The sequence below is a fragment of the Paenarthrobacter nitroguajacolicus genome (genome assembly GCF_007786235.1).
GTDB lineage: Bacteria > Actinomycetota > Actinomycetes > Actinomycetales > Micrococcaceae > Arthrobacter > Arthrobacter nitroguajacolicus_A.
The window spans coordinates 22095-49031 of the sequence record NZ_VNFK01000002.1; the positions used below are offsets into that span (position 1 = coordinate 22095).

25 protein-coding genes and 1 pseudogene are annotated in these 26937 nt (G+C 61.5%); 6 read left to right on the forward strand and 20 right to left on the reverse strand.

Annotated elements, in window-relative coordinates:
* From FQP90_RS02115 to FQP90_RS02150, 9 genes are all read right to left on the reverse strand, one after another.
* Positions 1–678 carry a GAF and ANTAR domain-containing protein gene (locus tag FQP90_RS02115; protein WP_244296443.1) on the reverse strand — a complete coding sequence of 226 codons (678 nt, stop codon included), beginning with the start codon at positions 676–678 and terminating at the stop codon, positions 1–3.
* Positions 679–920: 242 nt separating this feature from the next.
* Positions 921–1199: a hypothetical protein gene (locus FQP90_RS02120; RefSeq protein WP_144648104.1), complete on the reverse strand. Its 279-nt coding sequence runs from the start codon at positions 1197–1199 to the stop codon at positions 921–923.
* A 69-nt stretch (positions 1200–1268) separates the two neighbouring features.
* Positions 1269–1418 carry a hypothetical protein gene (locus FQP90_RS23225; protein ID WP_167510399.1) on the reverse strand — a complete coding sequence of 50 codons (150 nt, stop codon included), beginning with the start codon at positions 1416–1418 and terminating at the stop codon, positions 1269–1271.
* Positions 1419–1422: 4 nt separating this feature from the next.
* A complete protein-coding gene (locus FQP90_RS02125) occupies positions 1423–2202 on the reverse strand; it encodes an isocitrate lyase/PEP mutase family protein (RefSeq protein WP_144648105.1) in 780 nt (259 codons plus the stop codon).
* Between the two features lie 199 nt (positions 2203–2401).
* Complete coding sequence (locus FQP90_RS02130) at positions 2402–3169, reverse strand: SCO1664 family protein (RefSeq protein ID WP_144648106.1); 768 nt, start codon at positions 3167–3169, stop codon at positions 2402–2404.
* Positions 3169–3720, reverse strand: coding sequence for a DUF3090 domain-containing protein (locus FQP90_RS02135; RefSeq protein ID WP_144648107.1), 552 nt, complete (start codon positions 3718–3720; stop codon positions 3169–3171). Before FQP90_RS02135 ends, FQP90_RS02130 begins: the two co-directional genes overlap by 1 nt.
* A 24-nt stretch (positions 3721–3744) precedes the next feature.
* Complete coding sequence (locus FQP90_RS02140; RefSeq protein WP_144648108.1) at positions 3745–4437, reverse strand: MSMEG_4193 family putative phosphomutase; 693 nt, start codon at positions 4435–4437, stop codon at positions 3745–3747.
* Between the two features lie 223 nt (positions 4438–4660).
* Positions 4661–6109, reverse strand: coding sequence for an SLC13 family permease (locus tag FQP90_RS02145; RefSeq protein WP_144648109.1), 1449 nt, complete (start codon positions 6107–6109; stop codon positions 4661–4663).
* Positions 6110–6121: 12 nt separating this feature from the next.
* Positions 6122–7234, reverse strand: a complete 1113-nt coding sequence (locus FQP90_RS02150) for a PrpF domain-containing protein (RefSeq protein WP_144648110.1) — start codon at positions 7232–7234, stop codon at positions 6122–6124.
* Between the two features lie 235 nt (positions 7235–7469).
* On the opposite strand from FQP90_RS02150, the gene FQP90_RS02155 reads away from it, so the two are divergent.
* Entirely contained in the window at positions 7470–8408 is a 939-nt protein-coding gene (locus FQP90_RS02155; protein ID WP_144648111.1) for a LysR family transcriptional regulator, read from the forward strand.
* Between the two features lie 98 nt (positions 8409–8506).
* Here the strand turns inward: FQP90_RS02155 and FQP90_RS02160 are convergent, their stop codons facing one another.
* Together FQP90_RS02160 and mtr are read right to left on the reverse strand one after the other, a co-directional pair.
* Positions 8507–10957, reverse strand: coding sequence for a carboxypeptidase regulatory-like domain-containing protein (locus FQP90_RS02160; RefSeq protein WP_167510400.1), 2451 nt, complete (start codon positions 10955–10957; stop codon positions 8507–8509).
* Between the two features lie 184 nt (positions 10958–11141).
* Positions 11142–12593: a mycothione reductase gene (gene mtr / locus FQP90_RS02165; RefSeq protein WP_144648113.1), complete on the reverse strand. Its 1452-nt coding sequence runs from the start codon at positions 12591–12593 to the stop codon at positions 11142–11144.
* Between the two features lie 77 nt (positions 12594–12670).
* Here mtr and FQP90_RS23425 point away from each other — a divergent pair, with 77 nt between their 5' ends.
* Positions 12671–12862, forward strand: coding sequence for a hypothetical protein (locus FQP90_RS23425; protein WP_208759914.1), 192 nt, complete (start codon positions 12671–12673; stop codon positions 12860–12862).
* Positions 12863–13607: 745 nt separating this feature from the next.
* Here the strand turns inward: FQP90_RS23425 and FQP90_RS02175 are convergent.
* Together FQP90_RS02175 and FQP90_RS02180 are read right to left on the reverse strand one after the other, a co-directional pair.
* Positions 13608–15767, reverse strand: coding sequence for an amylo-alpha-1,6-glucosidase (locus tag FQP90_RS02175; RefSeq protein WP_144648114.1), 2160 nt, complete (start codon positions 15765–15767; stop codon positions 13608–13610).
* Positions 15768–15856: 89 nt separating this feature from the next.
* Complete coding sequence (locus FQP90_RS02180; protein ID WP_144648115.1) at positions 15857–16111, reverse strand: hypothetical protein; 255 nt, start codon at positions 16109–16111, stop codon at positions 15857–15859.
* 170 nt (positions 16112–16281) lie between these two features.
* Between FQP90_RS02180 and FQP90_RS02185 the strand changes: the two genes are divergently transcribed.
* Positions 16282–16638: a cupin domain-containing protein gene (locus FQP90_RS02185; RefSeq protein ID WP_144648116.1), complete on the forward strand. Its 357-nt coding sequence runs from the start codon at positions 16282–16284 to the stop codon at positions 16636–16638.
* Positions 16639–16958: 320 nt separating this feature from the next.
* Positions 16959–17230, forward strand: a pseudogene (locus FQP90_RS23550) (transposase); the annotation flags it as partial.
* Positions 17231–17309: 79 nt separating this feature from the next.
* Here FQP90_RS23550 and FQP90_RS02195 read toward each other — a convergent pair.
* The 7 genes from FQP90_RS02195 to FQP90_RS02225 all read right to left on the reverse strand — a co-directional run bounded on the left by FQP90_RS02195 (position 17310) and on the right by FQP90_RS02225 (position 24616).
* Positions 17310–18002 (reverse strand): GntR family transcriptional regulator, encoded by a 693-nt coding sequence (locus tag FQP90_RS02195; RefSeq protein WP_167510401.1) that lies wholly within the window; start codon positions 18000–18002, stop codon positions 17310–17312.
* Between the two features lie 39 nt (positions 18003–18041).
* Positions 18042–19496, reverse strand: a complete 1455-nt coding sequence (locus tag FQP90_RS02200) for an NAD-dependent succinate-semialdehyde dehydrogenase (RefSeq protein ID WP_144648118.1) — start codon at positions 19494–19496, stop codon at positions 18042–18044.
* Between the two features lie 26 nt (positions 19497–19522).
* Positions 19523–20776: an aspartate aminotransferase family protein gene (locus FQP90_RS02205; RefSeq protein ID WP_144648119.1), complete on the reverse strand. Its 1254-nt coding sequence runs from the start codon at positions 20774–20776 to the stop codon at positions 19523–19525.
* Positions 20777–20854: 78 nt separating this feature from the next.
* Positions 20855–21988 carry an N-methyl-L-tryptophan oxidase gene (solA, locus tag FQP90_RS02210; RefSeq protein ID WP_144648120.1) on the reverse strand — a complete coding sequence of 378 codons (1134 nt, stop codon included), beginning with the start codon at positions 21986–21988 and terminating at the stop codon, positions 20855–20857.
* Between the two features lie 2 nt (positions 21989–21990).
* Positions 21991–22758 carry an amino acid ABC transporter ATP-binding protein gene (locus FQP90_RS02215; protein WP_144648121.1) on the reverse strand — a complete coding sequence of 256 codons (768 nt, stop codon included), beginning with the start codon at positions 22756–22758 and terminating at the stop codon, positions 21991–21993.
* Positions 22755–23651, reverse strand: coding sequence for an amino acid ABC transporter permease (locus FQP90_RS02220; protein ID WP_144648122.1), 897 nt, complete (start codon positions 23649–23651; stop codon positions 22755–22757). The genes FQP90_RS02215 and FQP90_RS02220 overlap by 4 nt, the downstream gene beginning before the upstream one ends.
* A gap of 44 nt (positions 23652–23695) precedes the next feature.
* A complete protein-coding gene (locus FQP90_RS02225; protein ID WP_144648123.1) occupies positions 23696–24616 on the reverse strand; it encodes an ABC transporter substrate-binding protein in 921 nt (306 codons plus the stop codon).
* Between the two features lie 338 nt (positions 24617–24954).
* Between FQP90_RS02225 and FQP90_RS02230 the strand changes: the two genes are divergently transcribed.
* Together FQP90_RS02230 and FQP90_RS02235 are read left to right on the forward strand one after the other, a co-directional pair.
* Positions 24955–25629 carry a haloacid dehalogenase type II gene (locus tag FQP90_RS02230; protein ID WP_144648124.1) on the forward strand — a complete coding sequence of 225 codons (675 nt, stop codon included), beginning with the start codon at positions 24955–24957 and terminating at the stop codon, positions 25627–25629.
* 27 nt (positions 25630–25656) lie between these two features.
* Positions 25657–26934 (forward strand): NAD(P)/FAD-dependent oxidoreductase, encoded by a 1278-nt coding sequence (locus FQP90_RS02235; RefSeq protein ID WP_144648125.1) that lies wholly within the window; start codon positions 25657–25659, stop codon positions 26932–26934.
* Positions 26935–26937 lie beyond the last annotated feature (3 nt).

Consider the following 26937-nt stretch of genomic DNA (forward strand, 5'->3'; position numbering starts at 1 on the left):
TTACTGTGATCCAGTATCGGCGGCGCCCGTGGCCGGGGTGAAATCGAGTCGGCGGCTGACGACGTCCAGAGCAGTGTCCTGCAATGATCGTCCGCTGGCGAAGGCATGGCCGCGCAGCAACAGCAACGCTTCGTCGGCGGTGCTGTCGGTTTGGACCAGCACCATGCCGGTGGCTTGGTGGATTTCACGCCGGGCCAGCGGAATTAAGGCTGATCCGGTTTCGTTGTCCGGCATCAATCCGCGCAGCAAGGTCCAGGCGGTCCGGCTGGCAAGTTGCGCGGCCCGGCTGATTTGGGCGGCACTGAGTTCCCCCGGTGAGGTGCAGTAGAGTTCGGCTACCCCGATGACCAGGCCACCTGCGAGCAATGGGAACACAAAGAACGCAGCTGCGTCTGTCGTGGCTGCGGCTTCGGCGAAGGCCGGCCATGACCGGACTCCGACCGCGCTGAGATCGGGAATCGTGACCGGCAGGTGGGTGCGGAAAACGTCCCATCGTGGTCCGTCGCCGAGATCGTATTGGAGCTCATCGAGCCGGGCGGCTGTGATGTCGGACGCGCACATCAACGTTTCCGCCGCGGAGCCGCCGAAAATGGAAACAGCTGCGCCATCGATGGGCAGTTCCTGGAGGAAAGCAGCACATAGATCGGCGTGGGGACCATAAGCGGCCGCTGCGCTCACCTCAGGCACCGTTCATCAGAGCTCTCCCGCGATGGCTTGGCTGCACCAACGACCACCATTTCTGTTTCTTCAAGGCAGTCGGATCCTGACTGCTTCCTCAACCATAAGCCCGGCGGCCATGTTGACTCTCGACGGCGGCTCTCACCACGGTGCACTCACCCCCTTTCGCGGGGAACCGCTATTTCTCGAAGGAGGTTGACGTGTGGTCCGCGGTGACCCGCTGGACTATCCTTTCGGCTACTTCATGGCGTGTCCCACCTCAGCGCTTCCACGCAAGGTCCTTCACCGAGGCGCTGTTCGATCTGATCCAACCAGACGGCGATGTCGCTGCTGCCGGCGATTGTGGTGCGGTGCTTGCGACGGTGCAGCGCTACCGCGCATTTGATCGTGGTTCCCGTGACCTGGGACAACTTTTCCGAAGCGAGCCCAGCCATGCCCTGAAGGAAGCCCTTGAGGTCATCGGTCGACGTGATCAGCCGGTTCAGGCGATCAAATCCTTCCTCCAGCTCGCTGTCTGTCATGGGTCAAATCCAGAAGTAGGCGCCCTGCGGCACAATGCCTGATCCGAGGCTCGGCTGGGGCGCTTTTAGCTAGCGTGATAGCGCGTTCTTCTGCCGCGTGCTGATGGTCGAGGGCCGGCCGCAGTGGGTGCAGTTGATGTTGTAGGACGTGGACGTCGTGAAGACGGGGACGAAGAACAGGGTGAACTTCGTGGCGCGTTGCTGCAGGCCCGGCTTCATTGGTTTAGTTCAGGGCCGGGGTGTCCTTGGGGATGACGCCGGAACCGTAGAGATCGGCCGCGAGATCCTGGAGGGCGCGCAAGGCGACCCGCTGGGTAAAGGGACCGTAGGAAACACGCGCAACACCCAGTTCCTGGAGTTCGGCTGCGGGAAGGGCTCCGGGGGCGCCGATCACGGACAATTTGCCGTGTCCGAGGCCTGCGACGAGCGGCTCAATGACGTCGCGTGTCAGGGCGCCAGGGACGAAGACCAAGGCCGCGCCTGCATCCAGGAAGGCGCGACCACGAGCAATAGCGTCCTCAATGCTGTCCTTGATCGGACGGTCGCCGCCCTTCGCGATGGCGTCGGTGCGTGCGTTCAGCTGGAACGCGATGCCCTCACCGTTGGCGGCGTCGATGATCGCCTTCACTCGGGCGACAGCTTCATCGAAAGGACGCAAGCGGTCTTCGACATTGGCGCCCACGACGCCGATACCAATCGCCCGGCGGATGGTTTCGGCTGGGTCTTCATAGCCGTCGTCGAGGTCTGCGGTGACCGGAAGTTCAACCGAATTGACGATCCTTTTCACGCCATCCAGCGCGACATCCAGGGGCATGGTTCCATCGGCGTAGCCATACGCAGCCGCAATCGAATGCCCGGCGGTGGCAATGGCTTTCGTCTCAGGAAGGGCTGCAACGGTCGAGGCGCTGATGGCGTCCCATACGTTGACCACGCTCAGGATTTCCGGTGCCTCATGCAGAGCCTTCAATTTCTCTGCCCGGGCACGAATGTTGGAATCGGTCATGGTTGTCCTCCGTGGTCATGGTTGAAATCACTGGCTAAAGTCAGCCTAGACGTATGGTGCCCTTCCATGACAAGGCGGGTGAAAAAAGCGTAACGGGACGGCCACCAGAAGCCATAGTGCGCAGCCCTATGCCTGCCGGAACCCGCTGCCGGCCGATTATGCCGTGGCAGAGCCTCTGGAGGCGGTGTCCCTGATTCCCTTAGAACAGCGGCCATGGCACGGCGGACACGGCCCCGCTCGGAGCCGGGAAGCGTCCTTCGCGGCGTAACCGGGCGCAGCGAGCGCCGAGTGCGGCGATTTCTTCGGACGTGAGCAGTTTCGCCAGATCTCGGCCCAGCCCACGGTGCAATTCCTCGCTGACACGGTCTACTCCGTCGCATTCGTCCGCAGTCAAGGCGTCTCCAACCCATCCCCATATGACCGTGCGCAGCTTGTGCTCACTGTGAAAGGTGAGTCCATGGTCAACGCCGTGCCGGTGTCCGTCGGTCATGGCCAGGATGTGGTTGCCCTTGCGGTCAGCGTTGTTGACGAGCAGGTCGAACACAGCCATGCGTCTCAAGGCTGGTGAGTCTTCGTGGACAAGGGCGACCGTCCGGCCGTTCTCGTCGTGTCCCTCAAGAACTTGCTTCCAGCCTGACTCTGGAACATTCTCTGTTGGGACCAGGTCCACGGCGGTTTGGGTGGGGTCTTGTTCCTGCCAGAATTGCACCATGCCTTCGCCCAGGGGCCCATCGCGCAGCCAGGTGCGCGGCACGATGTCCCAGCCGAGGGCTTGCGAGACCAGGTAGGCGGCCACTTCGCGGTGGGCGAGAGTGCCGTCGGGGAAATCCCACAACGGGCTTTCGCCTGCTATCGGCTTGTAGACGACCTGTACGTCGCCGATGCTGCCCAGAAAGGTAGCGTTCGAAGCCGTTGTGATGCGGCCTGTGAGCGTAAGCTCGGCAGTCACTAAGTCCGGAGCCGGCATTAGGCCCCGGGAAGGGTGCAGGTGTGTCCGTCGGCATCTATGGGGTAACCGCACAGAGGGCATATGGGCCGTCCGGCATCCACGATCTCACGGGTGCGCTTGGCGAAAGCGCGCGCAGTACCCACCGGCATTCGGACCAGCATCATTTCCGGCTCGTCATCGTCGTGTACTTGGAGGTCGTCGTTGTCATCAGTATCGATATCGGCAAGGGGATAAGCCTCGACGACAACTTGGGCCGTGGTCGGATCCCAACCCAGGCTCATGGCGCCGGTGCGGAACTGTTCCTGAGGAGCCTCTATGGGGTCATTGTCGACGAGCTCTATGGGAGTAACCGTGGGAACGCTGAAGGGGTTGCCTTCGACGGTGCTGAGTTCATCGAGCATTTCGTCTATCTTCTCCGCGAGCAGAGCCGACTGCTGCTTTTCAAGGGCGATACTCACGATTTGTGCCCCTGCCCGCACCTGCAGATAGAACGTGCGGTTACCTGGAAGGCCAATGGTGCCGATGACAACCCGATCGGGCCAGGCAAATTCGTGAACGCGTGTGGGCATGTCAGTATCTTAGGCACACGTGGTTCAAGGCGTCTCCTGCCCCGCACCGCCTCCCACCGGCGCATCCCCGGATCTGATGCCCTTCGACAGCCACGACAGATCACCCGCTTCGGTGTTGGTCGCGTAAACGCTCGGCCGAGTGGCGCTGTACTGGACAATGGATACGGAGGCGGGGCTCACGTTTATACGCTGGAACAGATCGAGGTGCATTCCGAGCGCATCGGCGAGGATTGACTTGATGACGTCACCGTGGCTCACGGCTACCCACACGGCCCCAGGCCCGTACTCGGCTTCGAAGGCTGCATCGTGGCGGCGAATGGCCGCCACCGCCCGCGCCTGCATGGCGGCCATGGATTCGCCGCCGGGAAAGACGACGGCGGATGGTTGCGATTGGACCACAGGCCACAGATCCTCGGTGGCGAGATCACTGAGCTTGCGCCCCTGCCACTGGCCGTAATCGCATTCGTTGAGGTCAGGCTCTACAGTCGTGGGCGGTGTGCCGGCCTGGCGATCGAGGATGAGCTGGGCAGTCTGCCGACAACGCTCGAGAGGGCTCGATACCACGCCAACTACCGGTACGACCGCAAGCCGATCACCGGCAAGAGTTGCTTGATCGCGCCCGAGTTGGTCAAGGGTGACGCCGACTGCCCGTCCGGCCAGGAGCCCGGTGGCATTGGCTGTAGTGCGGCCATGCCGCACGAGAATAAGGGTCGCCATCCACCCAGCCTAACCACCTGTTCAATGATGCCCGACACCGTGCTGGATCGTTTGCTTGCCTCATCAGCGTAAACAACGGCAGGGCCACCTTGAAGGTGGTCCTGCCGTTGTTGCGTGGGTCCGGTCCTGCGCCCGTCCTTCGGGCTTCCTGTTGCGATGGAGTGCAGGATTCCGACCCTGACGCGGCCGAACTGTTTGTCGGCGGTCGATGTGCTCGCAAGATCTACATGATGCCTGTGGGTACCAGCAGTGCCCAGGCGAGGGCGGGTGCAACGAGGACTACTCCGCCGGCGTACATCATGAGCTGCTTGTAGACGCGTTGGCGGTCATTTTCGCGGGCGTTGGCTACTACAAGGGCGCCGTCAGTGGAGAAGGGCGATACGTCCACGACGGTTGCGGCGATGGCGAGGGCAGCAACGGTGCCGGAGGCGCTGAGTGAGCTTGTTGCGAGCAGGGGTCCGGCAAGGGGGATGAACGCGGTAAGCAGTGCGGTGGAGGAAGCGAAGGCTGATCCGACGCCGATCACGTAGCAGAGGACGAGGGCAATGAGCAGTGGTGCGCCAAGGGCGAGGGCCTGCTCGGCCAGGGTATCGATGACGCCGACGTGCTGGAGCAGGGAGACGTAGGTGATCATGCCGGCGACCAGCAGGACGGTGGACCAGGAAACTCCGCCAATGAAGGTCCGATGTTCCTTGATGTTGACCAGAGCCAGGAGGAGTCCGGCGGAGAGGGCGACGAAGCCGATGGGCATGTGGAAACCCAGGGCGCAGACGAGCATGGCGGCAATCAGTGCAAGCGTGAGGACCTGCTGGCCGTGGGGGCGCGTAGTGCGCGTGGTGTCAAGGTCGGCGTGCTGGCCGGCCGCGCCGTCGCGGAGTTTGCCGAGCAGGGCGAACAGCACAACGGTCAGGACGGACAGGATGAGGTTCAGCGCGAAGCTTGCTCCGAAGAGCGCGCCTTGGGAAATGGGGAAGCCGTTCTTCACTGCGATGTCGTGAACCAGGACGCCGGCTACGGACAGTGGGGAGAATCCGCCGGCGTGGGCGCCGTTGATGATGAAGGCGCCCATCAGGACGGGGTGGATGCGCGATTCGTAGGCCAGTCCAATCGCTGCGGGGGCCAACAGGGCCACGGCGGCGGGGGAGAAGGTGCCCAGAGCTGTCAGCGACGCGGCGAGGAGGAAGAACACCCAGGGGAGGAGGAGGGTCTTGCCCCGGACAAGCCGGACGCAGGTTTGGACGATGATGTCGACGGTCCCGTTTCGCTGGGCCATGCTGAAGAAGTATGTGACGCCGATGATGGTGATGACAATGTTGGCCGGGAAGTCGGCAAGGATTTCCTTGTCAGTCATGCCGAGCATGAAGTATCCGACGCCGAACGAGGCTACCAGCCCCATGACACCGATGTTCAGTGGCCACTTGGTGGCGACGACGAACATCACCACGAGGATGACCAGCGGGATGATCTGGGTGGCGGTCATGGTCGGCTCCGATTCCGGGGTTGCCGTCGGGTTGAAGATGGCACCCCCGAACAGGATGGCAACCAGACCCAGGATGACGGAAGCGGCAACCGTAATCAGCAGGATACGGCGGCGATTGTTGGGCTGCGCGGAACGTTCTGCCTGGATGTCGCCCTCTGCCTCGGGAGCTGGTTGGTAAATAGTCTTAGCCATGGTGGTGTCTCCTCATCGAGTGGCTGTGGCTAGAGAGGCTTCGACGGCGTTGCCGAGAGTCTCCGGGAGGTGAATGATGCTGGTGGCGATGGTGCGGGCCGTTCGGTCGACGCCGACCAGAAGGGTTCCTTCGTGTTCCTCGCTCCAGGTTTCGATGACACCAGCCGGCGTCCTGAGTTTCAGGACTGCTTCTGATGTGCTGCCGGTGATGGCGTTGAGTATGGTGCCGGGGGTCCGGGCGGCGAGAGTCAGGGCGATGCTGCCGGTGATGGCAAGAGCCGGATGCGGCCTTCCCATCGAAAGCATCATCACGTTGACATCGCACTCCGGTCCGGTGGGCGGGCCAACGATCGCGAGCTTCGGAACCGCCCGCGCGGCCTCTCCGGGCGTGGTAACCATGCCCATGCGGACCGCTGCCTCGCGGCGGATAACATCCAGGGTTTCCAACTGCAGCTCGACGCCGGGTTTCCACGTGTCGTAGCGGGCGGTGTCCAGCCCCAACTGTTCGGCACGGACAATCACGACTGGCGCTCCGGCGTCGATCATTGAAACATTCCAGCGCGTGCCGCCCGCTGCGATCACATCGGCTGGCGCCCCAGTGGGCAGCAGATGTCCGGTGGTCTTGCCCGCCGGATCCTGGAAGCCCAGGCCGACTTTGTAACCGGGAAAAACGACTCCAGGCATCTGTGCGTCCGGAACGATCGGCAGGGCACCGGCAGGTGTGTCCACCCGCTGGATGATGATCTGACCCGTGTTGGTATTTCGGGTGACGATGCGGGTGGAGTCTCCGTCTGGAATAACCCACCCCTTCTCGATCGCGTAAAGGCCGACGACGGCGGAGCAGTTCCCGCAATTGCTTCCCCAGTCCACGGCGGCTTCTTCGATCCCAACCTGCGCGAAGGTGAACTCGACATCGACGGCGTCGTCCTCCGGCCGGCTCAGGATCATGGCCTTGCTGGTAGTCGAGGTGGCCCCACCTACACCATCGATCTGGCGGGAGTCCGGGCTGCCGAAAAGCCGCGGCAGCAGCTCGTCCCAATTCGTCCTGCTGTGTTGTGGGTGTTGGGTTTCGAAGACCCAGCACTTGCTGGTGCCTCCGCGCATCCACTCTGCCTCAATGTTCATGTCCCTACATCTCCTTTTGCCGCTCATTCCTCGGGGCCTGTATTCAGAATGAGCCGCATCACATATGAAGACAATGTTGGATTAGTGAGAGGGGATGTAGGAATACTTCAATCATGGTGTTTATGAGCGCAAGAAGGCCCCTACTTCTCGCAGAGCCGTGCTTCGATCGGCCTGGAATCACTGAAAAAATCGTGCGCTTATATAGAATGAACCAAAGGCATAGAAGGGTAAACAATTGCTTAACAGTGAAGCCCAGGATTTATACGACATACGTCGGCTTGCGTTGCTGGTGGAGGTGGTTGAGCAGGGATCCATCACCGCAGCAGCCGACACCATGATGTACACGCCGTCAGCGGTTTCGCAGCAGTTGCGGAAATTGGAGCAGGAGGTGGGACAGCCCCTTCTCAACCGGCGCTCCCGCGGAGTCGTACCGACTGAAGCCGGTCAGGTACTGGCTGGGCATGCCCGCAAAATCGTCGGACAGATCCGTGCAGCCCAAGCGGATCTGGACCAGATTGCGGGGCTGCGGCGCGGCTCCCTGACCGTCGGTACCTTTCCCACGCTTGCAGGCTCGTTCCTGCCAATCGTGATCAGGGCCTTCAAGAAGCGCTACCCGGCCATTGGCCTGTCGGTGCGCAGTGCCCGTTTCGACGAGCTGGTGTGGGACCTTGAATCCGGCGTTACCGGGTTGTGCCTGCTCTGGGACTATCCGTGGAATCGCTTCCATGATGATGCCATCCGTGTCACTGAGGTCTTCCAAGAGAGCACTGTCATCCTCGTCGCCAAAGGCCACCCTCTGGCGGGCCGCGACGAAGTATCGATGAGTGAACTGCGGAAGGAATCCTGGATAGTTCGCGCCGAGGCGCATCCGGTGGTGGAGGTCCTGCAACGTTCTGCCCACGATGCCGGTTTTGAGCCGAGTATCGGGTTCCTGGCCAACGACTATCAGGAAGCCCAGGCCATGGTGAGTGTCGGCATGGGCGTTGCGATGGTGCCAAAGACGGCTGTGGCCCTGCAGCATCCCGACGTGCGTGTGTTGAGCCTTGGTTCAGCAGCTCCACTGCGGCGCGTCCTGCTGGCACAGCGCCAGGACAAGGTCTACGCCCCCGCAGAAGTCGCTTTCCACACCACTCTTTTGGAGATCGCTCGAGACAGGGCCGCTGACTATCTATAGGAAAAGTTCACGAAACGCCGCCGGCCCCCAACCTGAGTCCAGGAAGGGGGCCGGCGTTTCCCATCAATGCTGTTGGGCGTCTTTCCCGCGTTGGCCGGTCAGCCGATCAGGGAAGTGGCCGCGGAATAACGGGCCACGGTGGTGTACCCGGCTTTGGTGCCCGTGACACGCACTTTGATGGCGCTTCCCTTGTCTGCTGCGACCAGTTTGTACGTCTGGGCGGTGGCGCCCGAAATAGCTGTGTTGCCTCTGAACCACTGATAGGTCAGCGTGACTGGAGCTGGCCCCCACGTTCCGGGGGTCGCAGTGAGTGTGCTGCCCACCGTTTTGGTGCCAGAGACCGTGGGCGTCGGTGCAGTCAACGTGCCCACTGCCACGGCGGCGGTCGCAGCGGAGGTTTTCGCCGCCGTCGTGAATCCGGTCTTGGAGCCGGTCACCCGGACCGTCATGGTCTTGCCGAGGTCAGCCGCAACCAAGGTGTACGTGGCCGAGGTAGCACCCGTCACTGCAACACCGCTCCGGAACCACTGATACGCCAGCGTCACCGGAGCCGGACCCCAAGTCCCTGGAACAGCCGTCAGCACCGAGCCAACCTTCGCCGTTCCGGAAACCGTGGGAACCGGTGCAGTCAACGTACCCGCCGCCACGGCGGCGGTCGACGCGGAGGTTTTCGCCGCCGTCGTGAATCCGGTCTTGGAGCCGGTCACCCGGACCGTCATGGTCTTGCCGAGGTCAGCCGCAACCAAGGTGTACGTGGCCGAGGTAGCACCCGTCACGGCAACACCGCTCCGGAACCACTGATACGCCAGCGTCACCGGAGCCGGACCCCAAGCCCCTGGAACAGCCGTCAGCACCGAACCAACCTTCGCTGTTCCGGAAACCGTGGGAACCGGTGCGGTCAACGTACCCGCTGCAACAGTGACAGAGGCCTGTCCGTAATAGGGCTGGAGCGGCCAGTCATGGACGCTGAGCCGGGCGGTGACTTTCTTGCCGGCGTCCGAGGCTTGCAGGAGAAAAGTTGGACCATTGGACCTGTAGTCAGGGACGCCGTTGACGAACCAGTCGTAGTAGGGGCCGAAATCAGGTGCGGGAGTTAAAGTGCCGTGGTCCACGGTCAGGGTGTTCCCGGCACTTGGCGTGCCCAGAATGGTGAATGGCTTGGAGGCCGTAACCGCATCGGCACCTGACTTACCGGCGTGCACCGTGTCGTAATGCGGGGCGTATCCGGCTTTGGTACCTGTGACTTTTGCCCAGATGTCATACCCGGCATCAGCAGCGGTGGGTACGTAGGTAGTGGCCGTGGCACCCGCGATGTCCTGCAGTTCTGTACCGTCCGTGGAACGCTGCCACTGGTAGGCAAGGACAACGGGAGCTGGACCCCACACGCCGGGATCAACCGTAAGGGTTTTCCCTGCCTGGGCTGAGCCGTAGACGTAAGGCCTGCCGGGCGCCAAGGACAGGCCCGCCTCGTCCAACTGCATGGTGAACTTGACGCGCTGGCCGGCCGCAGTTGCCGTCAGGACAGTGGCGGTGTCCTTGGTGGGAGTGTTGTCGTAGCACTCGGGCTTGTAGCGCTTTTCGCGTGGCGCGCCCTCGTAGAAAGTGTCCGACACGCAGAGTTTGTACTTCTTGCCCACGGCCATACGCCAGTAGATCTTGCCTTGCGTATCGGAGGTGAGGGGGCCCATCTGCGGGCCGTCCCAGGCTCCCGTTGCGTCGTTATACACATAAGGGATGTATCCGACGTCGGCGATCGGTACGCCCGCTGGGTTGGTCACCGTTGCTTCCATGATGGTTTCATCCTTGAGGACGAAGTTCACGTTGGTCCACTTGACTCCGGACGGGACGGTGGCAGCTGTGTAGGCGTCTACGGTGCCGGTACCGTTCCAGTATTGCTCCAGGTAGAGGCGCTGGCCTGATTCGTCCCTGACACTGATGTACGCCTGGTTGGGCGGGATCTTGGTAAGGGTGAAGTAGCCGTTGGCATCGGGTTTGGTGCTGCTGACTTGTCCGCCGCCACTGGGTGAGGCCGAGATGGACACTGCTGTCAGCGCTTGGCCGGCCTTGTTGGTGACTCGGCCGCTCATGCTGCCGAAGGCTTCCAGTTGTGGGTTGTAGGTCGTAACTGGGGCAGCGTCGGTGACAGCCACCGGCGTCGAACCATAGGAGCTGGACTTGTTCGCGTTCCACTCGTCGGCATAGGTGGCGGAGCAGGGTCCGGTGCTGCAGGTGGTCCACAGTTTGTAGCTACCGGCGGCCGGCACGGTGAAACTGTAGGATCCATCCGCCGCAGACCATGCACCGGCTACGTAGGAGGCCCGGTCGTCATTGGTGTAAGCCCCCACCCACACGTTGCCCAGCGCAGTGGCCGTTGCGGTGGCTGTCAGTTTTCCTTTGACAACTCCCTTGAAGGTGTATGTCGCCGCCGAGGCGGGTGCGGCGCCGGCGAACAAGCCCGCGGCCACCAGGACGGCGGCCGCCAGGATGGCCCACGCCCCTCGCCACGAACGTTGAAGCGGATGGTCGGAAGTGGGTCGTGGCAACGGCATGGGTAAGGTCCTTTTCCCCAAAAAAGTGACTGAAGGGACCGAGCGGTCCTCTGTCATCGTAGGTGGCGGCTGTCATCAGTGCCATGGGGAGTTCTGTCCTGTCCATCAACGCCAAAAGAACCGATGCCGGCCGCACCCCGCTTGAAGGCCGTGGACACCTCGACATGTTGTGGGTGTGCGTGGGTTACATCGGGGCGTGCGCAGAAGCATTCTTGGGGTGATCCGGCTGGTTGAATGCGAGGCCGAGCAGGGCATTTTCGGTGACTTCGGGTAGCGCCGGGTGGATCCAGTACTGCTTGGCAGCGAAGTGGCGAACGTCGAGGTCGAAGGCCAGGACGGTGATCATTTGCTGGATCAGAGTTGATGCTTGGGGTCCCATGTAGTGGGCACCGAGGAGCTTCCCGGTGTCTTTGTCAGCGACGAGTTTGCAAATACTGGTGGTGTCTTCCATGGCCCAGCCGTAGGCGACGTCCCCGTACTCCTGGACTTTGGTGGTCACGTTGTGGCCGTTTTCGCGCGCTTGGGCTTCGGTCATTCCGACGGTGGCGATCTGGGGATGGGTGAAGGTGGCGGCGGGGACGTGGTCGTGTGGCATTCCCTGCAGGTTTTCCGGGTTCAGCAGGTTGTGGCGCACGGCGCGCATTTCGGCGTTGGCGACGTGTTTGAGCATGTAAGGCGAAGAGATATCGCCGAGTGCCCAGACGCCTGCGGCAGTGGTTGACCGACCGTACTCATCGACTTTGATGCGTCCGCTTCCGATTGTCTCGATCCCGCCGGCGGGCAGGTCCAACAGGTCCCCGTTGGGGATGCGCCCGGTAGCTACCAGCAGTACCTCTCCTGTAGCGGAGGTGCCGTCGTCGAGCCGGACGGTGATGCCCTTGTCTGTCTGTTCCGCGCCGACGGTGGTCCGGCCGAACCGGACATCGAAGCGATCGGCGGCCAGGTGGTTGAACGGGGCGTGCAGGTCATTGTCGAGGTTCCGCAGGAGCGTGGAGCGGGTAATGATCGTGACCTCCGCGCCCAAGGCGTCGAACACGTGCGCGAACTCCATGGCGATGTAGCCACCACCGACGATTACCAGGGATTTGGGCAGCTGCTGGAGGCGCATGATGTCCTCGTTGGTGTGATAGCGCACGCCCGAGGCGGCGATGGCCTCGGGGATGGACGGCCTGGAGCCAGCGGCGATGACCACCTGGTCACCGGAGATGATTCTTTGGCGGCCGGCTTGGCCGGTGCGTAAGGTGCGTTCGCCGACGAAGACGGCGTGCTGGTCGTAGACGTCGATGTTCGGGGTCCGTGGACCGCGGCGGTATTCCTCACCGGCTGCGGCGATGGGGTCGACGCGGTTCTCGAAGATTCGGCTGACGATGCCCGGCCAGTCCACGGAGTTGATTTCTGCTTCAAGACCCAGCCGTCCGGACCTGCGGGTGTGCAGCGCGGTGTCGGCCGTATGTACGTACATCTTCGACGGGATACAGCCGGCGTTCAGGCAGGTACCGCCGAAGGAGGCCTCCTCGATGATCGCGATCGACCGGTCTTCGAACTCCGGTCCGGGTATGGAATTTCCGGACCCGGTGCCGATGATGACCAAGTCGTAGTGCCGATCCACGGTGGTTTTGCTGGCAGTGATGTCCATAGGGGCAGTCCTTACTCGGGGTCTTTCCCAACCCTACTGAACTGGGCGGGACCCCACAGGACGGGAGGTATCTTTCGGTGCCAGGTTCTTTGACGTCCGCCGTCGCTGGGCTGCGGCCCGCGGACGCCCTGGTGCACGCCGCGGGGTTTCGATGGACCGCGCCACTGGGGGAGTTGGACGTAGCAGCGCTGGCCGCTTTCCTCCTGGGTCCGCATGGCAAGTCGATCACGGGGCAGAACTACGTCATCTGCGGGGGTGCTTCTCTCTAGCCGCCGATTGTGGCCACGTCGCATTCGGTACCCACCAGTGTGGGCTGGGCCGCGGCGACCGTTGGGGTCGGCGTCGTTGCCATCTTTTGAGGCCCGGTGCTCAATCAGGGCGAGTTGCGTACCATCGGGGTCTATGAGGTGTCCGGCGCGGAGGCCCCACGTCCGCATCAGTGAGATCTCGAAAGCGCGGGGAATATAACGCGCCGCCGATGCCCGTGACGACGGCTCCGCGCAGAAATAGTGGGAAGTCAGGGCCTCGACGATCCCCAACAGCCGAATTACGTGGTCAACGGTGTACTGCGGGAGGGCGATACCGGCGACGCTGCCCGAGCGCAAGGAGTTGCCGGGTTCGCGCAACCAAAACTTTCCAGCCGGAGACTCTTTCGTAGATTGTTGACAATTGCTATGCTCGTTTCATCTTCTCCCCGCCAGTGCAAGGCGGTACCCAAGGAAGGAAAGCTCATGAAAAAGCGACGCCCGGTGGCCACCCTGAACCAGTCCCAGACAGCCAGTACTGGTCATCACTGCCCGCGGACAGGGTGGTGGTCCGTTAGCTGGAATGAAGGGGACCCAACGTTTATCACCGAGGGCCAGCTGATGCCTGCCTTGGGCGGCGTACCGACCGTTTGGATTCTGCGTGAAGCGGCCGTGCGCGGCCCTGTGCGAGCAAGCACATTGATTTCGGCATCATAGCGATTTAACCGCGTGGGATGGTTTTTCAGAGTCGCCCCAAGGCCGTGAAATCCTAGAGCTTCTCCTCCCGCAGCCCCGCCTGTCCCACCAGTTCGGTCAACCAAGGCCGGTGTCCTCGATGGAACACCATCCCGTCCGGCAGTCCCTGCACCCTGGGGACCGAGCCGGCAATATCGATGGTCACCCTGCCGCCCGCCATGGGCGCGTTGGTGATGTGTAAGTCTCCATATGAGGCCGGCAGTTGCGGATCCATCCAGAATCCGCCGCGCGACACATGGGCGTCATACCGCATCAAGCTCGTGATCAGTTGGATGGGGGAGGTCGCTGCCCAAGCTTGGGGTGAGCAGGCGGTGGGGTAGGGCACGGGTTCGCTGTATTGCTCACGGCTGAACCCACAGAACAGCTCGGGAAGCCGGCCCTCGGAGTAGTCGGCGGCATCAAGCAGGGCCGTAGCGATTCGTTGAGCCTCCTCCACGAATCCGTAGCGCATCAAACCCGCCGCGATGACTGCGTTGTCATGCGGCCAGACGGAACCGTTGTGGTAACTGGCGGGGTTGTAGGCACCCATGTCGGTTGCCAGCGTTCGCACGCCCCAACCGCTGAACATCTCTGGCGACATCAGCCGCTCAACAACGAGCGGCGCTTTGTCCTCGTCCACCAGGCCGACCCAGAGGCAGTGCCCCATGTTGGAAGCGCACGCGTCCACCTGGCGCTTCGCGCCATCCAGTGCGATCGCATAGTAGCCGCGGTCCGGCATCCAGAATTGCTCGTTAAAGCGCGCTTTCAACTGAGCGGCTTGATCGGCGAGTTCACGCGCCAAACGCTCGTCGCCGTCGTCGTAAGCCATCCAGGCCCGGGCCATGTACGCGTCATAGACGTAAGCCTGGACTTCGCAGAGCGCAATAGGAGGCTCGGCGAGCCGTCCGTCTGCGAAGTTGATTCCGTCCCATGAGTCCTTCCAACCTTGGTTGATCAGCCCGCGTTCGTTGAGTCGCGCGTACTCAACGAACCCATCGCCGTCCCGGTCGCCGTAGTCCCGGATCCAGTCGAGGGCCCGGTCTGCGTGGGCCAGCAGCGCGGCAATGGTGTCCTTGGCGAAACCCCACCGGCTAACCGAGCCCAGCACCACCACGAACAGTGGAGTGGCATCGACGCTGCCGTAGTAGATGGACTTTCCACCCAAAGCCAGGCTGCTGGAGACGTCCAGCCGGACCTCATGCAAAATCTTGCCCGGTTCTTCCTCGCTCACGGGGTCAACCACCGAACCCTGCCGCTCAGCCAATGTTTGCAACGTTCCGAGTGCCAGCGAGGGATCAACCGGCATGGCCATTTCCGACGCCCACAACGAGTCCCGGCCAAACAAGGTCATGAACCACGGGGCGCCGGCGGCCACAACCACTCTCTCCGGGTGGGCGGGGTCCTCAATGCGGAGGGCACCGAGATCGTCATAGCTCCGCCGCAGGGTTCTCTCGATGGAGTGGTTGCCCATTTGCAGGACGGGAATTTTGGCCACCCACTCTTGCCGGCGTTGATCACTTCGGGACAATTCGCCGACGGCGGGACGCACCACGGACGCTGGCGGTGCCGCCCCTTCAAGACCGGGCATCACAGTTAGTTCGGTGCTCCAGAAACCCCTTGCCGGGATTGTGACCCGGTAGGTAAATCCGTCCCGGCTCGCTTCAGCGGCATCGGAGCTTACGACGACGGTCTTCCGGACTTCCTGCCAGCGGGCGCGGATAGTGAGCCTGTTGGCATCGGCCTCGCGATTTTCTTCCCATTGCGTTTGCACTCGCGCTTCCTTCACCTCGAAAACATCGGCGAAGTCGGAAGCTACGGTGATCGCGATGAGGCATTCAGCCGGGTTCACCGAGTAGTTACGAACGGTGATGTGCTCCACCATTCCAATGCCCAACTCCCGGGTGCGTTCCACGATGAGCGGAGTGTCCGCGTAGCCGTCAGAGGTGGTGATGCGGCCGGCGAAGACTGCTCGGTACGGTTCCTTGATTTGGGCTGTCAGGGGTTCCATCGGTTGCCCGTTCACAGTCAGCCTCCACGTCGAGAGGATGCGCGTGTCCTGAAAGAACAAGCCGTGTGGATGATCCGGGTTGATATCACCGTTGGGCAGCGAGATGCAGAAGGAAGTGCCCTCCACCAAAGTGACAGTTCCGGCGCCAAGGGGGCCAGCGGCGGTATCGGCATTCCATCCAGCCATTTCCGGCTCCTTTGGCTGTCCTGCTACGTCCTAGAGTGACGCTACTCTTGCTGGACTGCCTGGGCCAGACCCATGGATTGCGTTTAGCTTCAGGGCGCGATGAAGAGTTCGGTTTCGTCGTCGATGTGGAGGAGCCTGCGTTCGCCGATGCGGTCGATCACCCAGATAGTTCGCCCATCAGCCGAGCGATCATCCACCGAACCACTGTGATACTCAAACCCGCGCAAGGTCACCGTGACCCGGTCTCCGCGATTCAGGGAGTTCCACAGGGACACCCGTCGGCTCCTCGCGCTGGAGGAGGAGGCATGGGTGCTTTCAATCCGGGTGTTTCCAGCTGTTGCCATACGCGGCGTTCTCCTTGGGTGACTGGGCTGCGCCGGCGCCGATTCGCCCGCCCTGTGGCTATTTTCTCCAAAGTCTATCGTCGATTGTTGACAATTGCTAGAATGGAATTTGTGCTCTTCCAAAGACGGCGGGCACATCTAAACGGGGCTCAGGCCCAGAAGGAGCAGCAATGGTCAAGGCCACTGTCATGAACGACGCATTCACCGCTAACCCCGGGGAACACCTTCCCAAGGCAACCAGCAGCACACCCGGGCAGACCGAAGTCTCTTTCCGCTTGTGGGCCAGGGACGGGCACAAGACAGGCATCTGGGAGGTCACGCCAGGAGTGTTCAAGAGCACTCGTCCGGGCTACGACGAGATCTGCCAGATCCTCAGCGGCAAAGGGACCATTACTGAAGAAGACGGAAGCAGCTTTGAGGTTGGTCCCGGCACGTTGTTCGTGACACCCGCCGGCTGGACAGGTACTTGGACCATCCACGAGACGCTGCGGAAAATGTGGGTTGTGACTGACGTCCCCGCTAACTAGCAGGGAGGAAAGGCCCGGTTCACCTTGAACCGGGCCTTTCCCATGTGCTGCTTCGACAAGAGGTGGTGTCGCGTGAATGCTGTCAGCTGGCCTGACGAGCTGCTTCAGTACTAGTCCCATGGCTAGGGTATCTCGCACATGTTCCCGAGAGCGAGAGCGAGACCGGATACGAGCAAGAGTGCCAGGCGCTCACTCCGATGCTCTGTCACTGGCTACAAGGGACTGTTCTCAATGCTTGGCGGAGTTGCGGCCGGCGTTCGTACTTGTCTGCGCAGGTCAAAGCTCTGAACGTCGCTCAGTCTTGGGTGCTCGAATAAGAGATAAAAACCATGGCCATCTTGCCGGCGCACCTGCGCGGATTCCTGACCTGGGACCAGGGAGGGAAATGGCAGGGCACAAATTCTTTACCCTCGCCACTGACGTGCAGGTCCTCTTCTGCGACGCTGCCAGCCGTGGCAACGCGGCTCGAACGACAACACCAACAGACTGCAGCCTTGAACAGGTCGCCCAGGAACTCAACTGCCGCCCACGCGAGACGCTCGGCTGGAAAACTCCAGCCGAGCGTCTACGTTCGTTTCTACAAACCACCTAACCAACAGGTGTTGCACCGACCCCTGGAAACCGCCCATTTGAACCGGGCCTTTCCCGTATGTGGGGAGACTTCAAGATGCCTAAACGGAAATTCCGGTTACTTCAGGTTTGGAAGTAAGGTCCTCGACGGCCTTTTGCATGTGGCGTTTGATGGCTCCCTGAAGGCCCATCCGGTCACGTGTTTCGAGCAGGTCCAGGATCATCTGGTGTTCCTGCACCAGTGCATCAATGCGCGGGTAGGCCACTTCCAGGCTGAGAATACACATCCTGGATTCCGCGGCAAGGGTCTCATAGATGCGGATCAGGCGTGTGTTCCCGGTTCCGGAAACAAAGGACGTGTGGAACTGCATATCCAGCCGGGCGATTGCCTGCCAGTCCGACGCTGCAACCTGCTTTGCCATGCTCCGGATGATGCCTTTGAGTTCCCTGCAGGTATCCGCGACTTCCTCCGCGTCGGAATCCAGGAGTGTGGTGGCGGCAGCCAGTTCCACTGCTTCGCGGACTGCGTAGATCTCCTTGACGTCATCCGCGGAGAGCTCCAGCACGAAGACGCCACGGTTTCGCTTGCTCACCAGGATGCCTTCCTGGCACAGTCGCTGCAGTGCTTCGCGGAGCGGGCCCCTGGACGTGCTGAGCTGGCTGGCCAGTGCTGATTCGTTGACCTGTTGTCCCGGGCTGAAAGCTCCCTGCACAATCAGCTCACGCAATTGGTCAGCAATCAGCTGCGCCGTGGGCCGGCCCTCCAAAACGAACATTCCCTCCGGTGCCGCCATTGACATCCCCTCATTCCATGCTTCGGCAAGTTGACTATATTAGACCGCGATTGCGGTGTATTTGTACTCCAGGAATTCTTCAATTCCGATTTTTCCGCCTTCGCGGCCGAGTCCGGACTGCTTGACGCCGCCGAACGGTGCCGCCGGGTTGGACACCAGTCCGGTGTTCAGGCCAACCATTCCCACTTCCAGATCTGCGGAGAACCGCAGGGCTTTGTCCATGCTCTCGGTGAACACGTACCCCACCAAGCCCCACTCAGTATCGTTGGCCAGGCGGAGGACTTCGTCTTCGCTGTCGAACGGAGTGATTGCAGCTACGGGACCGAAGATTTCCGTGGACATCAGTGCGGCGTCTGTGGGGACATCCGCCAGAACCGTGGGGGAGTAGAAGTAGCCGGGCCCCTCAGGACGGGTACCGCCGGTCAGGACCCGCGCGCCCTTGGAAACGGCGTCGGCAACAAGGCTTTCAACCTTATCCAGGCCCTTCTGCTCAATGAGGGGTCCGACGTCGGTTCCCGCCAAAGTGCCATTGCCTACCTGCAATTCTGACATCTTTTTGGAGAACTTCTCGCCAAACTCCTCCACCACGGAGCGGTGGACGAAGAACCGGTTGGCGGCCGTGCAGGCCTCACCCATGTTCCGCATCTTGGCCTTCATGGCTCCATCGACGGCCTTCTCGATGTCCGCATCCGCCAGAACGATGAAGGGCGCGTTTCCGCCGAGCTCCATCGAGGCGCGCATGACATTGTCGGCCGCCTGCCGCAGGAGGACCTTTCCCACCTCGGTGGAGCCGGTGAAACTGATCTTTCGGGCGATCCCGCTGTCCGTCCAGGTCCGTACCACGCTGGAAGCGCTCGACGTCGTCACGACGTTCAGCACGCCGTCGGGAAGTCCCGCTTCCTTGAAGATGGCTACGAGCGCCAGCGACGTCAGGGGCGTCAGCTCCGCTGGCTTGAACACCATGGTGCACCCTGCGGCGACAGCCGGTGCGATCTTTCGTGCCCCCATGGCGAGCGGGAAGTTCCATGGAGTCACCAGCACGGAGGGTCCCACTGGTTCCTTGGTGATGAGAATTCGGGTGTTGCCGTCCACAGAGGTGGCGCTGTCGCCGCCGATCCTGACGGCCTCTTCGGAGAACCAGCGGAGCATTTCAGCGCCGTAGGCCACCTCGCCCCGTGCTTCCGCGAGAGGTTTGCCCATCTCCGCAGTCATGATTGCTGCCAACCGGTCCGTGTTGGCGATGACAAGGTCGAAGGCGCGGCGGAGAATGTCCGCCCGTTCGCGGGGGGTGGATTTACCCCATGCCGCCTGCGCGCGTCCGGCGGCCTCTATGGCCAAGGCGGCATCTTCAGGGCTGCCGTCGGCAACGTGGGCGATAACTTGGTTCGTGGCGGGGTTCTCCACAGAAAAGGTTGCGCCGTTTGCGGCCTTCTGCCAGTGACCGTCAATAAACAGGTCTGTCTGCAGGGAGCTGGGATCAAGTGAGGGGGTCATGATGGCTCTTTCGATAATCAGGGGGACTAGGAGGTGGCCGACTTGAGTGCCTGCGAGAACCTGAGCAGGCCAGCTTGGATCTCGTCGCTGCTGACGTTGAGCGCGGGGATGAGGCGGATGACGTTGCCGTGCGGTCCGCAGGTGAGAAGCAGGAGTTCTTCCTTGATGGCTGCCTGTTGGACGGCCAGTGCGGTTGCCGCATCCGGGGACTTGTCCGCGGCCGTGAATTCGACACCTTGCATCAGGCCCCGGCCACGGACATTGCCGATGCCGGCGAACTCCGTTTGCAGCATCTCCAGGCCTGCCCGTAGTTCGTCACCTCGGAGAAGCGCGTTCTCCACCAGGTTTTCCCGCTTGATGACGCCCAGCGTGGCGACGCCGGCAGCTGCCGCGACGGCGTTTCCTCCGTAAGTTCCGCCCTGGGAGCCTGGCCAAGCCTTGCCCATCAGCTCGGAGGAGGCAGCGATTGCCGAGATGGGGAACCCGCTGGCCAAGCCTTTGGCTGTGATGACGACGTCGGGCGTGATCCCGGCCCAGTCATGTCCCCAGAACTTACCGGTGCGGCCCACCCCTGCCTGGACTTCGTCGAGGATCAGCACGATCCCGTGCTTGTCAGCGCGTTCACGCAGGCCTTGCAGGAAGGCAACAGGTGTGGGGATGTAGCCGCCGTCGCCGAGAACGGGTTCGATGATGATTCCCGCGGTGTCGCTGGGGGCGCTGATGGTCAGCAGGAGGTGGTCCAGTTCTTTCAGGGCGAACTCGACGGCGGTGGCTTCGTCCCAGCCGTACCGATACCAGTGTGGGAACGGCGCTACGTGCACTCCGCCCATGATGGGGGAGAAGCCGGAGCGGAACTTGGTTCCGGCCGTTGTCAGGGATGCCGCGGCGACGGTCCGGCCGTGGAATCCTCCCTGGAAGGAGATGATGTTGGGCCGTCCGGTGGCCATGCGGGCCAAGCGGATGGATGCTTCGACCGCTTCAGAGCCGGACGTCGCGTAGAAAACGCTGTCCAAACCCTGCGGCAATACGGTGCCCAGGAGCTCGGTGAGTTCCAACAGCGGCTTGTGCATCACGGTGGTGTATTGGGCGTGGACAATCTTGCCCACCTGCTCACGGGCCGCCGCCACCACGTCGGGGTGGCAGTGGCCGGTGCTGGTCACGCCGATACCGGTGGTGAAATCCAAATATTTCTTGCCGTCGGTCGCGTGGATCCAGCTACCGGCCGCGTAGTCGACCACCACGGGGGTCGCCTGCTTCAGGATGGGGCTAAGTGTTGCCATGGCTTCATACTTTCTTAGGAACTGTAGATTGTCAACAATACGCGATCAGGCGGTGTTCCCTGACCGGTGCGGAACCCGCTAGGACTCCTGAAATCTCTGAGGGCGAAGGAAGTCCAAACCGTCGAACCAGCGTTTTCCCAGCGCTTCACTGGCCGCTATTTCTCCGTAGCCCGAGGCCATTTTGAAGCCAGCGCCCGAAAACCCAGTGGCCGAATAGATCCTGTTGGATTCGTCGAGGAAGCCCATCAGCGGCTGCGAGTCGGAGGTAAAGAGGTCCGGGAACGCATCCGAGCGGACGATGCTCGGAATCAAACCGGGGAAGAACTCCGCAACTGTCTCCGTGGTCTCGGCGATCTCCGCCTTGGTCAGATCCCGGGGTACTGAGTCGGCCTCGGGGGTTGGAGCCCCGCGCCCGTCGAGGGTTGCCTTGACGGTCACGCCATCCACCGCCGGTGCCCCATACATGGAACGATCACCCGAAATCCTGATAAAGATCGGGAATCTCTCCGGCGTGAACTGCTCTGCGTCACGGGCGACGAACCAGGAGAGGAAGATCCGGCGGGTTTCGGTGTGGGCTTTGAGGTAGTCGGGCATGAGCCGTTTGGACCAGGCGCCCGAGGCCACGATGACTCGTTCAAAGGTCCAGGAATTATCACCCGACGTGACCACGACGCCATCGTCGGTCTCGGTGATGCTCTCTATGGGCGTGTTGTTGTTGATGGTTGCGCCGTTCGCTTCGGCTGCTGCGATGGCGGCGGTGACGGCCCGGTCGGTTCGGAGGGCGCCGGCATTGGGATCGTAGACAGCGATGTCGTCGGCTCGCAGGTTGTGCTGCGGGTAGCGTTCTGCCATTTCCTCACGGCTGAGGATCCGGTGCTCGGCCCCGGTGGTTCGCGTGGTCTCGAGCAGGCTGCGGAGGTAGGGTCCGTCGCTGGTGCCGATTGAGAGTCCGCCGCAGCGCACGAAGATATCCTGTCCGGTCTCCGCTTCAAGTTCGGTCCAGAGCTCACGAGAGCGTTCCAGGATGGGGTAATACGCGGGGTTGCCGCGGTAAATCATGCGGAACAGCCGTGTGTCTCCGCCGGCGGCGCTGCGTCCGTGGGCAGGTGAGTGGGCCTCAAATCCAGCAATGGAGTCGGTCAGCCGGGAGGCTTGCCAGAGGGCCATGCTGCCGATGCTGCCCAGGCCGATGACTGCGAGTTTTCCATCCATGGCTAGAGGACCTGCTCGAGGAAGGCTTGGGTGCGGGGTTCTTTGGGGTTGGTCAGGACTTCGCGGGCATCGCCGCGCTCCACAACGTTGCCTTCGTCCATGAAGATCAGGGAGTCGGCTACTTCGCGGGCGAAGCCCATTTCGTGGGTGACGACCACCATGGTCATGCCTTTTTTGGCGAGTTCTTTCATCACGCCGAGGACCTCACCGACTTTCTCGGGATCCAGGGCGGAGGTGGGTTCGTCGAAGAGAATAATTTCCGGGTCCATGGCCAAGGATCGGGCGATCGCGACGCGTTGCTGCTGGCCGCCGGAGAGCTCGGCCGGGTAGCGGTCCCCGAAAGCACCAAGTCCGACGCTGGTGAGGAGTTCCTGGGCTTGCTTGGCGGATTGCCTTTTATCGGCGCGTTTGACCAGGACGGGTCCTGCCATGACATTGTCGCGGGCAGTCATGTTGGGGAAGAGGTTGAATTGTTGAAAGACCATCCCGACGCGGGTGCGCTGTTGGGCAAGCTTCTTGGGTGGCAGGGCATGGTAGGCGGTGTCGGTTTCGTAGTAGCCGAAGTCGTCGCCGTTGACTTTGAGGATGCCGGAGTCCACGGTTTCAAGTCCGTTGATGCAGCGCAGCAGGGTGGACTTACCCGAACCGCTGGGCCCGATGATGCAGCAGATTTCACCGCTGGCGATTTCAAGGTCGACGTCTTTGAGAACTGTTTTGGGTCCGAAGGATTTCCGGATTTTCCGGGCGAAGATGGTGCCGTCAGCGTTCATCGTGCGATGCCTTCCGGTGCGGTGAGTGTCACTTTGCGGGCTTTGCGAGGGACCCGGGCGGAGGTGTGGGAGTATTTTTGTTCGAGCTTGGACTGGGGGTAGCTCAGCAGCAGGGTCATCACCAGGTACCAGAGGCTGGCCACGATCAGCAGCGGGATGGTCTCGTAGGTCCGGGCATAGATCAGCTGGGCGCTTTGAAGAAGTTCAGCGACGCCGAGTACGGAAACCAGGGAGGTCTCCTTGAACATGCCGATGACCTGGTTGCCGGTGGCCGGGATGATGGAGGGCATGGCTTGGGGGATGATCACTTTGCGCATCTTCATGGCCCCGCTCATGCCCAGGGAATCGGCGGCTTCAAGTTGTCCCTTGCCCACAGCGGAGAATCCACCGCGGATAATCTCGGCCATGTAGGCCGCTTCGTTCAGGGTCAGGCCGATCAGGGCTGCGGTGATCGGGCCCATGAGGGCGTTGGTGTCGATCGCGGTACCGATGTCCGTGAAGGGGATTCCGATGCTCAGATTCGGGTACAGGGCCGAGATGTTGAACCAGAAGATCAGTTGCACCAGGACCGGGGTGCCACGAAAGATGGTGATGTAGACACCGGCCAAGGCTGCGATGGGTTTGATGGTTGACGCCCGCATTATGGCCAGTCCAAGGCCCAGGAGGGTGCCCAGGGCCATGCTGGCTACCGTGAGGAAGATAGTGAGCATCAGCCCGCGCAGGATGGATTCGTGGGTGAAGTACTTCGCCACGACGTCCCATTTGAAGTTCGGGTTCGTCGCCACGGAACTCAGGACGCCGACTCCGACCAGTATGCAGACCACCCAGGAAACGTACTCGAACGTGCTGCGCCGCTTAAGCCGCGGCTTCAACGCCGAATCCATCCCGCTCATGACTTTGCTTCTTTCCATAGTTGATTGCTTCATCTGTGAACCCACTAATTAAGCTTGGCGTCGGTGATGGCCCCTGAGTCCAGTCCCCAGTTATCCAGGGACTCCTTGTATTCCGGGGTCTGAAGGACTGACTGCAGGGCTACTTGGAAAGCCGGCGTCAGTGGCGAGCCCTTCTTCAGGCCGATGGCCGTCAGGTCGCTGGAACCGACGTCCACCCGGCCGACGAGGACGAAGGAGCCGGGCTGCTGCTTCTCAGCCCACCCGAGTGCAGTTGTGTCGTAGAGGATGCCGTCGATGCGCTTGGAGTGCAGTTGGGTCAGTGCGTCCTGGACGTTGGGCAAAGTCACCCCGTTGATGGCTGGCTGTCCCTTTGACGTGCAGGTCTTCTCGCTCAGGGCCGGGAGGCGCTTGAGCTGACCGGTAGATCCCTGGGTGACTGCGATGTTTTTACCGCACAGGGTCTCAACGGTGAGGTTGAGCGGGTTCCCGGCGGCTACGGCCACGGAGTTGCCGGCCTTGAAATAGTCGATCATGTCCAGAACCTTCAGGCGTTCCTCGGTCTTGGACATGGTGGTAGCAGTGAAGTCGAAGCGGCCGCCATCCAGGCCGGGAACAATCGTGTCGAATTTCGTGTCCACGAACTTCAACTTCAGGTCAAGCTTCTTCGCAATGAGCCTGGCGATGTCCGGGTTGAGGCCGATCGGGGTTGTATTGTCCTCAGCGAGGAAGGTGGTGGGCGGGTAGTGCAGGTCCATGGCGACCGTCAGTTCACCCTTGTCCTTGATCGACTGAGGCAGCAGGGCCACGGCAGCCGCATCAGGCTGGACGCCCTCGGAGATGTCGGTGGTGTTGGCGGTCTTGCTGGTCTCTGAGGAATCGCTGTTGGCGGTGCCTCCACAGGCGCTCAGTGCCAGCAGAACAGCAAGTCCGGCAGCAGCGGTCTGCGCCTTGGTTCGAATCTTCATGATGGTTCCCTTCAAGGGGGTCGGGCGGTGGGGAGGGGAGAAGTCTTCAGTTGAAATGTGATCTGGATCTCTCCGTCATCTAATGCAATGCAACCCCCTCAACAGTAGATTGTCAACAATTCACAGCGAACTTTTTGCGGAGTCGTATGGATGAGAATCGTTCTGATTAGCACGCAAGAAACTGTTGACAATTGACAATTTTGCCGCCTAGAGTCGAACCATCGGACATGACAAGGTCCAAGCTCGGCGGGCACATTTCGCGGTTCAGCCCGCATGTCTCGTCAACCCCTACGGGCGGGCCAGCCCGCTTCCATCTCCCTAAAAGAAACGGCAACGACATGGCAGAGACCAATATCCGGCCGAAGTACATTTCCTTTGACATCTACGGCACGCTGATCAACTTCGATATCGATCCCACCACCCGGCGTTTGCTCGACGGACGTATCTCGGAAGAGCAGTGGCCGACCTTCAAGAAGCAGTTCCGTGGATACCGATTTGACGAGGTTCTGGGGGACTACAAGCCGTATGAGCAGATCCTTCAGGACTCTTTTGACCGTGTGTGCAAGCGCTGGGGCCTCGGGCCCACCGAGGGTGCCGGCGCAGCGTTTGCTGACGCGGTCCGTGGCTGGGTCGCCCACGAGGGCGTGCCGGCCCCGCTCAAGCTCATGGGCGACAACTACCAGCTCGTGGCTCTATCAAACGCCGACGATAGCTTCCTGGACATCAGCATTCCCAAGCTCGGTGCAAATTTCCACTCCGTCTTCACCGCCGAGCAAGCCCAGGCGTACAAGCCGCGCTACCAAGCCTTCGAGTACATGCTGGACACACTGAACGCCAAGCCGGAGGACTTCCTGCACATCTCCTCCCACACCCGCTACGACATGCATCCCATGCACGACATGGGTTTCCGGAACCTCTGGATGCTGGACCGTGGCTATGACCCCATTGGTGATGGCTACGACCTCAGTACAGCCAAGTCCCTGGACGAGATCAACAAACACCTCGGTCTCTAAACCGACTTCGAGACGAAAGGCAAACCCGTGAAACTTGTTCCCTACTGGCTCGATACTGCAGAGCCATCCGGCGACTACCGCCGCACTCCGGTCCCGGAGAACGTTGATGTTGCGATTATCGGCGCCGGCTTTACCGGTTTGTCCGCAGCCCTTGAATTCGCCAAGCAGGGCGCCAGCGTTGCAGTCTTCGAACGCCACACTGTTGGTTGGGGAGCGTCGGGCCGTAACGGGGGCATGGCTACCACTGGTTTGGCCATTGGCTTCAGCACAGCCGTCAAGCGGTACGGGGCACCGCGGGCAGTTGAGATGTTCAGGGAGTACAACGACGCCATCGAAACCATCGAGAAGTTGGTCCACGACAATGGCATCGATTGTGACTACAAGCGGTTCGGCAAGCTCTCACTCGCGTTCCACAAGTCCCATTACGATGGCTTCCTCAAGTCCCAGGAGCTTCTCGCAAACCTTGTTGACCACCACGTAAAAGTCATCCCCAAGTCAGAGATACACAGCGAAATCGGAACTGACTTCTACCAAGGCGCCATGATGGATCCATTGGGTGCGGGGCTGCACGTGGGGAAGTTCGTTCATGGGCTGGCGAAAGTGGCTGCTGACAACGGAGCTGACATTTGCGAAAACGCAAGCGTCACGGAGCTAAAAAGGGTTTCGGGCACGGTCCATGACGTCCACACCACCCGGGGAATCACCAGGGCCAAACAGGTCCTCGTCGCCACGAGCGGCTACACAGGGAATGTGACGCCATGGCTTCAGCGTCGGGTGATTCCGGTAGGCAGCTTCATTATCGTCACCGAACCATTGCCGGAAGACGTGGTAAACCGCATTCTGCCGAACAGGCGCCAGGCCTCGGACAGCAAGATGCTGACGTACTACTTCCGGATTACGCCTGACAACCGGCTCCTTTTCGGCGGCCGGGCGCGGTTTGCGATGTCCAGCCCTGAATCCGACGTCAAGAGCGGCGAGATCCTGCACAAGGCCATGACGGAACTCTTCCCTTACCTGGCCAATGCGAAGGTGGATTACATCTGGGGTGGCCTGGTGGACCTCTCCATGGACCAGATGGTCCACGCCGGCGTTCATGACGGGCTGTTCTACTCGCTCTGCTACAGCGGTCACGGCGTGCAGATGGCTGCCCACATGGGAAAGAGGATGGCCCACTACATGGCCGGCGACAAGCAGGCCAACGTGTGGGAGGACCTGAAGAACCCGCCGGTGCCCGGTCACTTCGGACCGCCGTGGTTCCTGCCTTTCATCGGTGCAGCGGCCAAAGTCATTGACCGGATCAAGTAAGCA

What these genes read in the sequence shown, in the direction of transcription:
- FQP90_RS02205 (WP_144648119.1), bottom strand. Translation starts at nt 20,776, where the DNA reads ATGGCAACACTTAGCCCCATCCTGAAGCAGGCGACCCCCGTGGTGGTC.
- FQP90_RS02135 (WP_144648107.1), bottom strand. Translation starts at nt 3,720, where the DNA reads ATGCCCACACGCGTTCACGAATTTGCCTGGCCCGATCGGGTTGTCATC.
- mtr (WP_144648113.1), bottom strand. Translation starts at nt 12,593, where the DNA reads ATGGACATCACTGCCAGCAAAACCACCGTGGATCGGCACTACGACTTG.
- FQP90_RS02200 (WP_144648118.1), bottom strand. Translation starts at nt 19,496, where the DNA reads ATGACCCCCTCACTTGATCCCAGCTCCCTGCAGACAGACCTGTTTATT.
- FQP90_RS02225 (WP_144648123.1), bottom strand. Translation starts at nt 24,616, where the DNA reads ATGAAGATTCGAACCAAGGCGCAGACCGCTGCTGCCGGACTTGCTGTT.
- FQP90_RS02130 (WP_144648106.1), bottom strand. Translation starts at nt 3,169, where the DNA reads ATGCCGGCTCCGGACTTAGTGACTGCCGAGCTTACGCTCACAGGCCGC.
- FQP90_RS02230 (WP_144648124.1), top strand. Translation starts at nt 24,955, where the DNA reads ATGGCAGAGACCAATATCCGGCCGAAGTACATTTCCTTTGACATCTAC.
- FQP90_RS23225 (WP_167510399.1), bottom strand. Translation starts at nt 1,418, where the DNA reads ATGAAGCCGGGCCTGCAGCAACGCGCCACGAAGTTCACCCTGTTCTTC.
- FQP90_RS02140 (WP_144648108.1), bottom strand. Translation starts at nt 4,437, where the DNA reads ATGGCGACCCTTATTCTCGTGCGGCATGGCCGCACTACAGCCAATGCC.
- FQP90_RS02195 (WP_167510401.1), bottom strand. Translation starts at nt 18,002, where the DNA reads ATGGCGGCACCGGAGGGAATGTTCGTTTTGGAGGGCCGGCCCACGGCG.
- FQP90_RS02150 (WP_144648110.1), bottom strand. Translation starts at nt 7,234, where the DNA reads ATGAACATTGAGGCAGAGTGGATGCGCGGAGGCACCAGCAAGTGCTGG.
- FQP90_RS02125 (WP_144648105.1), bottom strand. Translation starts at nt 2,202, where the DNA reads ATGACCGATTCCAACATTCGTGCCCGGGCAGAGAAATTGAAGGCTCTG.
- FQP90_RS02175 (WP_144648114.1), bottom strand. Translation starts at nt 15,767, where the DNA reads ATGGCTGGATGGAATGCCGATACCGCCGCTGGCCCCCTTGGCGCCGGA.
- FQP90_RS02220 (WP_144648122.1), bottom strand. Translation starts at nt 23,651, where the DNA reads ATGAGCGGGATGGATTCGGCGTTGAAGCCGCGGCTTAAGCGGCGCAGC.
- FQP90_RS02120 (WP_144648104.1), bottom strand. Translation starts at nt 1,199, where the DNA reads ATGACAGACAGCGAGCTGGAGGAAGGATTTGATCGCCTGAACCGGCTG.
- FQP90_RS02180 (WP_144648115.1), bottom strand. Translation starts at nt 16,111, where the DNA reads ATGGCAACAGCTGGAAACACCCGGATTGAAAGCACCCATGCCTCCTCC.
- FQP90_RS02160 (WP_167510400.1), bottom strand. Translation starts at nt 10,957, where the DNA reads ATGCCGTTGCCACGACCCACTTCCGACCATCCGCTTCAACGTTCGTGG.
- FQP90_RS02185 (WP_144648116.1), top strand. Translation starts at nt 16,282, where the DNA reads ATGGTCAAGGCCACTGTCATGAACGACGCATTCACCGCTAACCCCGGG.
- FQP90_RS02145 (WP_144648109.1), bottom strand. Translation starts at nt 6,109, where the DNA reads ATGGCTAAGACTATTTACCAACCAGCTCCCGAGGCAGAGGGCGACATC.
- solA (WP_144648120.1), bottom strand. Translation starts at nt 21,988, where the DNA reads ATGGATGGAAAACTCGCAGTCATCGGCCTGGGCAGCATCGGCAGCATG.
- FQP90_RS02215 (WP_144648121.1), bottom strand. Translation starts at nt 22,758, where the DNA reads ATGAACGCTGACGGCACCATCTTCGCCCGGAAAATCCGGAAATCCTTC.